This window comes from Vagococcus sp. JNUCC 83, from assembly GCF_053667615.1.
Window position 1 is genome coordinate 39,610 of record NZ_CM132204.1, and the last position, 13,197, is coordinate 52,806.

Below are 13,197 nucleotides of genomic sequence, written 5' to 3' on the forward strand. Positions count from 1 at the left end.
GTAGTGCCATACTTTTTATTATTTTCTACCAATAATTCGTACCTCTGTTTCTAGTTGGACATCAAATTTATCTAAAATCGTTTGTTGAATGTATTCGATGAGAGTGACATAGTCAGTAGCAGTTGCTTGATTGATATTGACAATAAATCCAGCATGTTTTGTGGAAATTTGTGCCCCACCAATCATATGACCTTGTAAACCGGCATCTTGAATCAGTTTTCCTGTAAAATGTCCTTCAGGTCGTTTGAACACACTTCCACATGAAGGGTACTCAAGCGGTTGTTTTGATTCACGTAGGTAAGTTAATTCATCCATTTTTTCTTTGATGAGGTCGTACTCACCATGCTCTAAATGGAATGTTACCGATAAAACAATTCCTTTTAATGTTTGTATCACGCTATGTCGATAAGAAAAGTCCATGTCATCTTTATATAGTGTTTTTATCGTACCGTCTTTTAAAATAATATCTGCTGAGTAAAACACGTCAGACAACTCTCCACCATATGCACCGGCATTCATATAAGCTGCCCCACCAATGCTTCCTGGAATACCACAGGCAAATTCTAGTCCAGTCAGATGATGCTCTAATGCATCGCGTGTCACATCAATTAATTTCGCACCAGCTTCGGCAATGATTGTTGTATCATTGACAGATACATGGTTCATTTCAGTCAATACAATTACCACGTCTTGAATACCACCATCTCGAACAATCAGATTGCTAGCATTTCCTAGACAAATCCATTGTAGTTGGTGAGTTTGACAAAAAGTAATTAAATCTTTGACCTCTTGTTGTGTCTTGGGAAATGCTAGAAAGTCAGCAGGTCCACCTGTTTTTGTATAAGTATAATTAGATAATGGCTCATTGGTTAGAATCGTTATATTTGGAAAATGTTGAACAATAGTTTTGGTTGTCACAATAATACCCTCTCTTAATTAAAATAATGATGTTGTCATTATTTTAACATATATTCTTATAAAAAGAATAAACACATCCGCTTGATTAAGTATTAATTAGATAAAGCTCACAATATTCCTATATTTTATGATAAAATATGTCTACAGTGAAAATTAGGAGGAACATCATGAAATTAATTTCGTGGAATGTGAATGGATTACGAGCTGTCGTAAAAAAGAATTTTTACGATGACATAGAAAAAATAGATGCAGACATTATCTCATTGCAAGAAACAAAGTTACAAAAGGGTCAAATTGAGATGGATTTACCAAACTACTATCAATATTGGAACTATGCTGAGAAGAAAGGTTATTCTGGTGTAGCAGTATTTACAAAAGTAGAGCCACTTTCAGTAACTAAAGGAATGGGCATAGAGGAATTTGATACAGAAGGACGACTTCTGACGCTTGAATTTGATACATTTTATTTAGTAAACTGTTACACACCAAATGCGCAAGCCGAATTAAAACGACTTGATTTTAGACTGGCTTGGGAAAATGCATTCAGACATTATTTAGCTGACTTAAATGAAAAAAAACCTGTTGTATTGTGTGGAGACTTAAATGTAGCACATGAAAACATTGATTTAAAAAATTGGAAAACCAATCGAAATAATCCTGGATTTTCAGATCAAGAACGTGCAGCTTTTACAGAGTTATTAGATAGCGGGTTCATTGATACATTCCGTTATTTTTATCCAGAAAAAGAAGGTGTATATAGTTGGTGGAGTTACCGATTTAATGCACGAAAAAATAATGCGGGATGGCGCATTGATTATTTCTGTGTGACTAAAGATCTAGAAGGTAAATTAAAACAAGCAGATATTTTATCAGATGTACAGGGTAGTGATCATTGTCCAGTGGAACTAGTATTAGAGGGATAAAAAGGGGGATTAATGATGTTTAAAAAATGGAAGAAAATAATTTTAATAAGTTTATTGATTGTTGGAATGAATGGGTTTTCTAGCATGGTGCATGCAGCAGATGATAAACTACTATATGATTTAACATATGATAAAGATCGAAAGGTACTGACAGGAAAAACAACACCAAATGCTAATGTATTTTTAACCAACTTAGCAGGATCAATTGTAGCCAATGATAAAGGGGAATTTGAAGTACCTATTCCTAATGGTACAAAAGAAGCAATGGTAGGAATGTTAGATGCGGAAGGGGATAAGTCAACAGACGTTAGATATAATTTTGAAGAAGGAAAAGTGATTGCAACAGAAGAAACCAAAGAATCAGATAAAGATGCTACAAAAGATTCTAAATCGAAAACTGATGATAGTCAAAAAGAGTCTAGCGATGATGCAAATGCTGAAAATCAAGACTCAAGTAATCAAAGTGACGTAGCTTCTAGCCAAAGTTCTAATGAATCATCTAGTAATGGGTCAACTAAAACATCAACATCTAAATCAGACGATTCACAAAAGAAAAAAACAACACCTGTCTGGTTGTGGTTAGCTAGTGTCGTGTTACTTATTGCATTAGGTGGTGGTGGTTATTATTTCTGGAATAAACAAAAATCATCTAAAAAAGGAAAACAGTCATCAAAAGGTAAATCAAAAGGAAAAAGAAAATCAACATCAAAAACAAGTAGCTCTAAAGAAAAAAAAGCTAAAAGTAAAAGTAGTCATACTGCTTCTAAAACAGCTACTAAGAAAAAATCAAGTTCATCAAAACGTAAAAATAAACCATCGAAAAAGTAAAAAAGTCGAATGAGTAAATAGTTGCTCATTCGACTTTTTTATTTTAGTAAATAACTCATGAGAGCGACATCAATAAGGGTATTATCTTCTGACAAAAAGGCATGCTTCTTGATACCTTCCAACGAGAACCCTGTTTTTTCGTACAAATGGATTGCTCGTTTATTACGAGTTTGAACGTTTATTTCAATTCGTTTGGTGACATTATGTTCACGACAAAGAGCGATAATTTCTTCAATCATAGTACTTCCTAAACCAAGGCCCCAATATTTTTTTTCTATTGTAATACCAAGTTCCCCTATATGTCTAAAGGAGGTTTCATCATCACTAACAATGGTTGCAATACCAATAATATCGTCATGATTAAGGGCTAATAAAATAAATTGATTGGGTTGCTTATAGATAAAATCAATCTCTTGAGCCATACTATCAACAGACATGTTTAAAGCATGGGGGCTTACGACTAAGTAAGGTGTTTCTTTATTTAATAGTGAAATAGCATCAATCAATCTTTTTGCGTCCGAAGGGATGGCTTGTCTTAAAGTGATGTCGATATCAGTCATGTGCTTCCTCATTTCCTATTGTTGTCATTAGGTCATTAATTTGAGTGAAACGTTCATTTGCCCCAGAATGATTTATTGTGACATATCGAGTATTTTCAGGTGTTTTATGTAGTATGATTTCTATAAAATCATTTTCTATCGTATCTTTTATTAGTGTGCCCCACTCGATTAGGCAAACCCCATCATCATCTAAATATTCTTCAAGACCGAGCTCGTCACTACTGCCTTCTAAACGATAAACATCCATATGATATAACGGTAGACGTCCAGTATCATATTCTCTAATTAATGTATAAGTAGGACTTTTAATCATTTGTTTTATTCCCAAACCCTTAGCAAACCCTTTTGAAAAGGTTGTTTTACCGGCACCTAAGTCTCCAGTAAGGATAAAAATATCACCAGGTTGTGCCAATGTAGAAAGTTTTTCGCCAAATTGTTGCGTTTCAGTATCATTGTTTAAATAAATAGTCATAAATTATCTCCTTTAATAATATCTGATAACAGTATATCATTTACAGAAAAAATAAAAAAATACGTAAATCATAAAGATTTACGTATTAATACATTGAAATTATTTTTCCATAATAGCTTGTCCAGCAGTGATGATAGAAAGTTTATAAACATCTTCCTCATTACATCCACGAGATAAGTCAGAAATTGGCTTATTTAAACCTTGTAAGATAGGACCAATTGCTTGGAATCCACCTAAACGTTGAGCAATTTTGTAACCAATGTTTCCTGATTGAATTTCAGGGAAGATGAAGACATTTGCTTGTCCAGCAACATCTGAATTTGGTGCTTTTTGTTTAGCAACAGAAGGCACATAAGAAGCATCAAATTGCAATTCGCCGTCAATAGCCATATCTGGTGCTAATTCTTTTGCAATACGAGTAGCCTCAGCGACTTTTGTCACTTCTTCAGATTTAGCAGAACCTTTTGTTGAAAAGCTTAATAAAGCAACTTTAGGATCGATATCGAATAATTCAGCTGTTTTAGCACTTTCGACAGCAATTTCTGCTAATGCTTGAGCGTCAGGGTTGATATTAATGGCACAGTCAGAGAAAATATATTTTTCTGAATCACGGTTACCTAACATTAGGAAAGCACCGCTTGTACGACTAACACCTGGTTTAGTTTTAACGATTTGTAAAGCTGGACGAATAGTATCGCCTGTTGAGTGAACAGCACCACTCACTAAACCATCAGCTAAATCCATATATACTAACATCGTACCAAAATAATTTTCATCTTTAAGAATTGTGCGTGCTTGGTCTTCAGTTGCCTTTCCTTTACGACGTTCAATGAAGGCAGTAACCATTTCATCAAATTTATCATACGTTTCAGGATTAATAATTTCTAGATTTTCAAGACTTAATCCACGTGAAGCAGCGATAGCTTCGATTTCTTCAGGGTTACCAATTAATACTGGTTCAATTAAATTGTCTGATTTCAAGCGAACAGCAGCACCTAAAACGCGTTCATCTGTTGGTTCAGGAAATACCATGCGTATATTTTTGTTAACAATTTTATGTTTAAGTTGGTCAAATAATTCCACGAAAACATCCTCCAATTTTCTTATACTTTTTACACATCTATCATATCATGTTTATGAACAAAAAGAACAGTATTTTATTCTGTTTTTTTTAAAAAACAAAGACAAAACATAATTATCTTACGTTTTTTTGTATAAAAACAAAACAGTTTTTTTGTTTTTATAATACAGATTAAGGTAACGACCAATCAATTGGTTTTTGTCCAGTTTTTATAAGGTATTCGTTTGTTTTAGAGAACGGTTTCGAGCCAAAAAAACCACGATAAGCTGACAAGGGACTGGGATGTGGTGCCTCTATAATAATGTGTTTATCTAAATCAATAAGTTCCTTTTTTTCTTGAGCAGGTTTGCCCCACAAAACAAAGATAATAGGTTGTTCTTTTTCATTGAGTGATTTTATTATACAATTTGTGAAATTTTCCCATCCTTTGTTTTTATGTGAATGAGCTTTTCCTTTTTCAACAGTTAAGACTGTGTTTAGTAACAGAACACTTTGTTTAGACCAAGGCATTAAATAACCACTATTTGGTACAACTATGTCACAATCAGAAGAGAGTTCTTTAAAAATATTAACTAGTGATGGTGGTAATTTTGTTCCAGGTAAAACTGAAAAGCTAAGTCCATGAGCTTGGTTTTCTCCGTGATAAGGATCTTGCCCTAAAATAACGACTTTTGTATCACTGTAGGGTGTATTGTTTAGGGCGCTAAAAATATCTTTTTTCTGTGGGAAAATAGTTTTCGTTTGGTATTCTATTTCTAAAAATGATTCTAATTTTTTCACATAGTCTTTTTCTAATTCATCTTTTAGTATGTCTTTCCAATCAGATTGGATTAATGTTGCAAACATATATTTCACCTCTTTGTTTAGTTTATCATAATTTATTTATTATAAATGTATCTTTCAAAAAAAAAGTGGTACACTAATAGTATAAAAAAACTAGGAGGAACGTTATGATTAAATTGATTGCATCTGATATGGACGGCACGCTTTTATCATCTCATCTAGATATTTCTGAATTAAATAAACAAGCTATAAAAACAGCTGCTGAAAACGGAATAGAGTTTATGGTTGCAACAGGAAGAGGTTACTCTGAAGCTAGACCAGTATTAAATGAAGCAGGTATTCATTGTGGGATGATTACAGGAAATGGTGCCCAGATATTTGACGAATTTGATAATGTGTTACATACCGTGAGTTTAGAAAAAGAGACGGTTAGACAGGCTATGGCTATTTTAGAAGAAGAAGATTTATATTATGAGTTGATGACAACAGAAGGGGTTTATTCAAATAATGAAGCACAACGTATTGAAAAGTTTGCCATTCTATTGTCTGAAAACATTCCTCATTTGACGTTTAAAATGGCTATTGCCATGGCTTCTACTCAGTTAAAAATGTTACCAGTAAACTACACTGAGGACTATAATATTTTAGTGGATGATCCACACGTTCAGATATTAAAAGTTATTGCATTTAATGAGGAAGGGGCAAAACGCTTTGAGTCTGCTCTTGAAAAATTACATCAACTAAATGATATCCATGTAACATCTTCTGGAGTGAATAATTTGGAGATTAATCATGTGGATGCGACAAAAGGGAATGCTGTTAGATACATTGCGAAAAAACGTGGTATTTCAATGGATGAGGTTTTCACTATTGGAGATAATTTTAACGATTTACCAATGTTAGAAGTCGCTGGTGTTAGCTTTGCAATGGGAAATGCAGAAGATAAAGTGAAAGAAGTTGCTAAGTATCAAACTGATACAAATGTAGAAGATGGTGTAGGAAAAGCAATTTTAAGAGCAATTGAGGAGAACCTGTAAGGATTTCTTATTTTTATTGAAGGAAGTTGATAGAGATGGAGACGTATTACATCAAGGAACATATCCTAACTGCAAATGTTCGTACAGTGATAAAAAATTCTCAGGATCGATCCGTCTATATTTTAGTTGGACGTTGGGGAGTAAAAGGCGATGTCTTATCAATTTATAATATGAATGGTGAAACGTTAGCAACTGTTAAGCAGACGACGTATGCTTTTCCGTCTCACTTTGATTTGTACAGTAAAGGTGAAAAAATCGGTTCTTTAGGCAGATTGTTTTCGCTTAATCGAGATGTTTATTTAGTGAAACAGTTAAACTGGCTAGTGTTAGCAAATGTCAATAAACAATCATATAGATTGTATTCTTTAAGAGAACGGATGATGTTGATGAATAAACATACATCCTACAAGGGTGATTACTACAAATTATCTATCACAAATGACGAGTTGGCACCTGTTTGTATTTGTATTGGAGCCGTGATGGATTATTGGGCAAAAAATAATGAAAAAAATTGGCAAGGGGTCAATTCATTTTTAAGACCAAAACCATCCTATCAATCAATAGAACTAATGAGAAAAGAGTAAAGCACTTTAGGGATTTTCCTAAAGTGCTTTTTCATTGTTGCTATAGTAGATTTATTTTTCCACGACAGGCATTTATAGTCTCTTCATCCCATAAAGATACCTGTACTTCACCAATATGGGCTTTTTCAAGAAGTAACATACACATACGGCTTTGTCCAATTCCACCACCAATTGTTAATGGTAGTTCTTGTGCTAAAATCTGTTGATGATAAGGATACTTTAATCGATCTGTTGCATTAGCTTTTTCTAATTGCTCTTTTAATGATTTTTCGTCCACACGAATCCCCATGCTAGATAACTCTACAGCACATTGCAATGGTTCATGCCAAAATAGTAAGTCCCCATTTAATTGCCAATCATCATAATCAGGTGATCTGCCATCATGTGGTTCTCCACTTTTTAATTTATCTCCTATTTGCATGATAAAAGTAGTGGGATGTTCTTTAACGTAGGCTTGTTCACGCTCTTTATCATTAAAATCCGGGTAGAGGTCTTCTAACTCTTGAGTAGTAATGAATGATACATTGCTATCAAGTTCAATGGATAATTCAGGATATTTTGTATGTAAACGACTCGATGTTTCTATTATAGCGTTGACGATTTGTTGCACAGTTTGTTTAAGATATTCTAGTGAACGTTGTTCTTTAGAAATAACACGTTCCCAATCCCATTGATCAACGTAGATAGAGTGAAGATTATCCAGTTCCTCATCACGACGAATCGCATTCATATCAGTATAAATTCCATTACCAACGTGAAAGTCATATTGTTTTAAAGCAGTTCTTTTCCATTTAGCTAATGAATGAACAACTTCAGCTGGGTCATCTAACGCCGGTACGTCAAATTGAACCGGTCTTTCCACGCCATTTAAATTATCATTTAACCCAGATGTCGCATCCACAAATAAAGGGGCAGACACTCTTTTTAATTTCAAGCTTCCAGTTAAAGCTTCTTCAAACCAGTGTTTTGTTAAACCAATTGCCTTTTGTGTGTCATAAACAGTCAACGAAGACTGGTAATTTTTTGGAACAATCGTTTTTTCCTTCATACAAGTCACCCCTAATAAATTATTTCTCACTATTTTATCATAGATTGTTAATAATTGGAAAAATAAATTTAGTTTTTTAGCACATTATTATTCATAAGAATGATATAACTATTTTTTAGCGTGAACAAAGAAAGAATGCTTGAAATAAATGTTTGAGATTTACGTTATTTTATATCGTTCAGTGTAAGTTCATTAGTTGGTTGCTATAATGCGATAACAATCAAAATAAGGAGTTGGAATATGGAAAAGAAAGTAACTATAACTATTTTATTGTTATTTATGCTGACTCAGTTTGTTTCTCCTGTACAAGGAATTATCTCAATGGCATCTGAAGAGAATTCAAGTTTTTTTACAGTTAATACTGAAAAAATAAATAAAGATAAAGCAAGTTTTAAAATAAAAATCGATAAACAAGTTGAGTATGATTCTTTTGATATAAACATCCCAAAAGATTCAAATTATAACCAAGAAGAGCTTTTTAAAGAATTTGAAACAGATGATATATCATTTGATATAAAAGAAAATAAATTGACTTTTAAAAAATCAAAAGTGTCTCAATTTTCTTTAGAACTATCTAATTTGGAACAGAAAAAAAATAAATTAACTTTTACTTCATATAAGGATAATAAGAAAATTGATAAATATACGCATGATTTTGAATTAGATAAAGAAATTAAAAGTAGCACTGTATCAGATACGTCCATTGATACTAGCTCGATGATATTAAGTGAATCTTCATCACCAAGTCTTATAGAAGAATCATCAGCAATGATTCCTGAAGAAATTACTATAGAAGAAAATATGAATGAAGTCGATACATCTGAGAGTATAGCTCCCTTTAGTCTAGTACCAAGTTTAGAAACTAATAAAATAGCACCAAGGGCTTCTATTTCAAATCGTGCCGCACCGACAGCACCAAATTTGCAAAGAGATATTAAAATAGTACCAATATCGAAAACTGTAGATGCAGGTAATGATGCTCTTTTTAAAATGATTTTAAAAGTGACTGGTTCACAAGTCGAATATAAGAATGTGAAGTTAAACATACAGTTACCAACTTATGATAAAACAAATTTTACACAAGCATTATCAGAGTTGAAAATTGCCGGGGTAACACCAACATATAATAAAAACCAAAAGAGATTAGAATATACATTTGCCACATTAAAGTCTGGTCAAACGTATGAAAATGTAATTAAAGTTGGAACAACAAATGGCGAAATTCCAAATAATAGAGACATTACAGTAAAAGCTTCTATGGTATTTCCTAAAGAGTATAGCAAACATGATCAAGAAAATTCAGGGATAGTAACCATTAAAGCAAGTGGTGAAATAACTGTTGAAAAAGAAGCTACTAGAATAACTGATGTAAATGAACGACTTGCAATTGCTGCACCAAATGGATTTGTACAATGGCGTGTAAAAGTAGTTGTTCCTAAAAAAAATACAGGTCAATTATATTTAAAACATGGTAGTAACGTAGTAGTAAAAGATATTTTACCTAGTGGACTGACATACTTGGGTAATAAGTTAGTTACTGGAACACCAAAAGCGGCTCAAAACGGACAAACTTTGACTTGGACGTTTAAAGCACCAACTATAGCCGAACAAAAAAATGCGAAGAATAATTTATACGAACAAACATTAGTTTTCTGGACCAGAATTAATAACAATAATAATTTAGTTGGAAAAACACTTACTAATAATGTTAGAACAGGAAATGCATTTGTAGGTATGGATTTTAAAGAACCTAGTTCAACTGCAAAATCTAGTTTAAAAGTATTCGCGAACAATGCAAATAGTGGGGAAATTTCTGGGAATGTGATTGTTCCTATCCATATTGGACCACTTAATGGAAGTACGAATATAGGGAATGTTGACAATAAAAACCCTAATCCAATAGTGAAAAACACTGGCAAACTGCGTTTTGCGCACCAAGTTGCACCTGGATATTATAACAAAAATCATAATTTAGATGAGTTAGAAGTCATCTATAGTATTGATAATAATTTGTTTTTAGAAAGTCTAAAGCTTCCAGAGAGTGACCAATGGAAAATGGGAAGAACTGTGGCAGAGTCACAAAAAGATATTCCTTTGCCTGTACCTGTAAAGTATGATATCCAGTTAACGTTTTTTAGAAACGGTACTAAACTAACTAGGACAATCAAGGCACCGAAAGAAGGAGAAACATATAGTTTAACTGATTTAGGATTACAGTCTACTGATCGGGTGAAGGAAGTTAGGTATATCTTTAATAAAGTAATACCTAAGGGAATAATGACGAATGCATTATTCTTATATGATTTTACTATTAAGTCAAACTATACAGGAAATGTAAAAAATACTTTCAATATGGTTGGTAAATCAACTTATAATCCAAGTTTACAAGGTAATTATAGTAACGGAGTACAGTATCCATTTAATTATCGTCAGCAATTTAAAGAACTATATGAAGGAAAAACAGATTTGTCAGGTGATAGGACCGCACGTATAATCGCTTCAAATAATAACGGGACACCAACAACGAGGATTTCTATAGAATTAAAAAATCATAATAGTGGAGTTGTACAAAAAGGTGGGAATAGAGTTTTAATAAAATTAATTAATATGAATAGTTCTGATACTACTTTAAATAGTAAATTAGAATCGGTTATTCTATTGCCACCAAATGTTAAGTTGGGAGCTAATCCAAACGCTTCATATACAAAACAATCGGGTGTTTCTACTGATGCTAAAGGCAGTTACACTGTTTTAAATAACAATTATAACAATAGTGGAAGACAACTTATCAAAGTAGTTTGGAATGAAAATTATATTCGACCGTCAGAACAATTAGAAGCTGAATTGAATGTGACAATTGGAAAATCAGCACCCACAGATTTGTATTTTGATGTTTATGGCTTTTCAGGTAATAATAATCTGAAAGTGCCAACGGGCGAAGCAAATAACATAAGAAAAACAATTAAACAAGATGATACTGATGATTTAAATAAAGATGGTAATAAGTCACGGCCGCGTATTAAATCTGGAAATAGATATACGTTAATAGGTGAATATGACTTAAAAACAGAAAAATTTGTAAAAGGACCTAGTGATACAGCATGGAAGAAATTCACTAAAACAACCCCTGGTGGAAAAGTTGACTATAAGTTACACCTTGATAATGTTTCAGGGAAAGATTTATCAAGTATGACACTGATTGATGTTTTACCATCTGGTGGAGATTTAGGGATAACAGATAACATTTCTAGAGGTAGTCAATTTACTCCTAGACTAACAGGACCTATAAAACTACCTGAAGCTTGGAAAGGGAAAGTGAATGTATTTTATAGTACTTCAAAAAAACCTAAACGAGATGATTTAATTAGACATACAGATTACGCTCCAGGAACTACTAAATTAGGGAATCCATCAGGAGCAGAAAATCCAAATTGGCAAACACAAGCAAATGTTAAAAATTGGTCTGATATTCACTCATTTAAAATAGAACTATTACCAGGTAAAACTTGGATTAAAGGCCAAAAGATTGATATAACTTTTAACATGACAACTCCAACAGTAGCACAGGCATCAAACAAAGCAATTTTTGATCCTAAAGTAAATAAGGAAGAAAGAGCAGCTTGGAATTCATTCGCAGTTGCCACAGATAAGGGGCAACCTGTAGAACCAGAACGTGTTGGTGTGTATATGGATGAACATATTGGAAGTTTAACCATCAATAAAGTTGATGCAGACAACAATAAAGTTTTATCAGGAGCCAAATTTGAATTAAAGAAATCTGACGGTACACTTACTTATTCATTAACAACAAATGATAAAGGAGTAGCCACTCTAAATAAAATTCCTCTAGGTAAGTATGAATTGAAAGAAGTAAAAGCACCATCTGGATATGAGTTACTAGATAAACCAATTGATGTGACGATTACAAATAATGACTATAAGATTACAAAAACTATCAAGAATCATAAACAAAAAGGTAGTATTACTATTAAAAAAGTTGATGCAAAAGATAATAAAGTATTATCCGGAGCTAAATTTGAAATTAGAAAAGAGAATGGTGCATTAGTTGATACGATTACGACTAATAACCAAGGAATAGCTAAGTTAGGAAACTTAGATTTAGGCAAATATACCATTAAAGAAGTTACTTCTCCTACTGGTTATGAATTATCTAAAACAGCTATACCTTTTGAAATAACTGGAAATAATTTAGTTATTGAAAAAATAATTAAAAATGATCGTAAAAAAGGAAGTTTAATTATTAAAAAAGTTGATGATTCTGACACTAATAAAACGTTAGAAAATGCTGAGTTTGAGATAAGTGATGTATCAGGAAAAGTGATAAAAACGGTTAAAACTGATATGAAAGGCACAATAAAAATAGATAATCTTGAATTTGGTCAATACGCAATTAAAGAGATTAAAGCACCTAATGGGTATCAATTACTCGATAAATCAATTTCATTTGAAATAAGTGCAACTCAATTAGTAATAGAAAAGATGATTGAGAATAGTAAGAAAACAGATGGAGATTTAGTCATTAAAAAAATAGATGGCAATAATGGAAAAGTATTAGCTAATGCTGAGTTTGAAGTGGCTAGTGCAGATGGAACATTCAAGCGAACGATTCGCACAAATGATAAAGGTATTGCGACATTAGAAAAAATCCCTTATGGAAAATATGAATTAAAAGAAGTGAAAGCTCCAGATGGATATGGGCTATCTCGAAAATCAATAGTATTTGAAGTGAATGATCAAAATACATTAATTGAATTAACGGTGAAAAACTTCAAAAAAGGCCCCCCACTACCTAACACAGGTGGTATAGGAACGCTGATGTTTTATGCGGTGGGTAGCGCTATTATGTTAGGCGGAGGATGGTTCTTTATATCATCTAAACGTCGAGAATCTAAATAAACTTGTTATAAAACAGAGAAAGGGCTTTGTCCCTTTCTCCTTTATA

Annotated in this window: 11 protein-coding genes; 5 read left to right on the forward strand and 6 right to left on the reverse strand. The window is 32.7% G+C overall.

Annotated elements, in window-relative coordinates; all coding sequences use genetic code 11:
• Positions 1-18: 18 nt before the first annotated feature.
• Positions 19-918 carry a UDP-N-acetylmuramate dehydrogenase gene (gene murB, locus JNUCC83_RS00230; RefSeq protein ID WP_454460267.1) on the reverse strand — a complete coding sequence of 300 codons (900 nt, stop codon included), beginning with the start codon at positions 916-918 and terminating at the stop codon, positions 19-21.
• A 167-nt stretch (positions 919-1,085) separates the two neighbouring features.
• Here murB and JNUCC83_RS00235 point away from each other — a divergent pair, with 167 nt between their 5' ends.
• Positions 1,086-1,841: an exodeoxyribonuclease III gene (locus JNUCC83_RS00235; protein ID WP_454460268.1), complete on the forward strand. Its 756-nt coding sequence runs from the start codon at positions 1,086-1,088 to the stop codon at positions 1,839-1,841.
• Positions 1,842-1,856: 15 nt separating this feature from the next.
• On the forward strand, positions 1,857-2,669 hold the full coding sequence (locus tag JNUCC83_RS00240) for a hypothetical protein (RefSeq protein ID WP_454460269.1): 813 nt from the start codon (positions 1,857-1,859) through the stop codon (positions 2,667-2,669).
• A 38-nt stretch (positions 2,670-2,707) separates the two neighbouring features.
• Here JNUCC83_RS00240 and JNUCC83_RS00245 read toward each other — a convergent pair whose 3' ends face one another.
• From JNUCC83_RS00245 to JNUCC83_RS00260, 4 genes are all read right to left on the reverse strand, one after another.
• A complete protein-coding gene (locus JNUCC83_RS00245) occupies positions 2,708-3,229 on the reverse strand; it encodes a GNAT family N-acetyltransferase (RefSeq protein ID WP_454460270.1) in 522 nt (173 codons plus the stop codon).
• Positions 3,222-3,701 (reverse strand): tRNA (adenosine(37)-N6)-threonylcarbamoyltransferase complex ATPase subunit type 1 TsaE, encoded by a 480-nt coding sequence (gene tsaE / locus JNUCC83_RS00250; RefSeq protein WP_454460271.1) that lies wholly within the window; start codon positions 3,699-3,701, stop codon positions 3,222-3,224. Before tsaE ends, JNUCC83_RS00245 begins: the two co-directional genes overlap by 8 nt.
• A 99-nt stretch (positions 3,702-3,800) precedes the next feature.
• Positions 3,801-4,784: a phosphate acetyltransferase gene (gene pta / locus JNUCC83_RS00255; protein WP_454460272.1), complete on the reverse strand. Its 984-nt coding sequence runs from the start codon at positions 4,782-4,784 to the stop codon at positions 3,801-3,803.
• 169 nt (positions 4,785-4,953) lie between these two features.
• The gene (locus JNUCC83_RS00260; RefSeq protein WP_454460273.1) at positions 4,954-5,628 is read right to left on the reverse strand and encodes a uracil-DNA glycosylase; all 675 of its coding nucleotides are present in this window, start codon (positions 5,626-5,628) and stop codon (positions 4,954-4,956) included.
• Between the two features lie 104 nt (positions 5,629-5,732).
• Here JNUCC83_RS00260 and JNUCC83_RS00265 point away from each other — a divergent pair, with 104 nt between their 5' ends.
• Together JNUCC83_RS00265 and JNUCC83_RS00270 are read left to right on the forward strand one after the other, a co-directional pair.
• Positions 5,733-6,602 carry a Cof-type HAD-IIB family hydrolase gene (locus tag JNUCC83_RS00265; RefSeq protein ID WP_454460274.1) on the forward strand — a complete coding sequence of 290 codons (870 nt, stop codon included), beginning with the start codon at positions 5,733-5,735 and terminating at the stop codon, positions 6,600-6,602.
• A 35-nt stretch (positions 6,603-6,637) separates the two neighbouring features.
• Positions 6,638-7,186: an LURP-one-related/scramblase family protein gene (locus tag JNUCC83_RS00270; RefSeq protein WP_454460275.1), complete on the forward strand. Its 549-nt coding sequence runs from the start codon at positions 6,638-6,640 to the stop codon at positions 7,184-7,186.
• Positions 7,187-7,226: 40 nt separating this feature from the next.
• On the opposite strand, the gene asnA is transcribed toward JNUCC83_RS00270, so the two are convergent.
• Positions 7,227-8,234, reverse strand: coding sequence for an aspartate--ammonia ligase (asnA, locus tag JNUCC83_RS00275; protein ID WP_454460276.1), 1,008 nt, complete (start codon positions 8,232-8,234; stop codon positions 7,227-7,229).
• 240 nt (positions 8,235-8,474) lie between these two features.
• Here asnA and JNUCC83_RS00280 point away from each other — a divergent pair, with 240 nt between their 5' ends.
• A complete protein-coding gene (locus JNUCC83_RS00280; RefSeq protein ID WP_454460277.1) occupies positions 8,475-13,151 on the forward strand; it encodes a SpaA isopeptide-forming pilin-related protein in 4,677 nt (1,558 codons plus the stop codon).
• Positions 13,152-13,197: the final 46 nt, after the last annotated feature.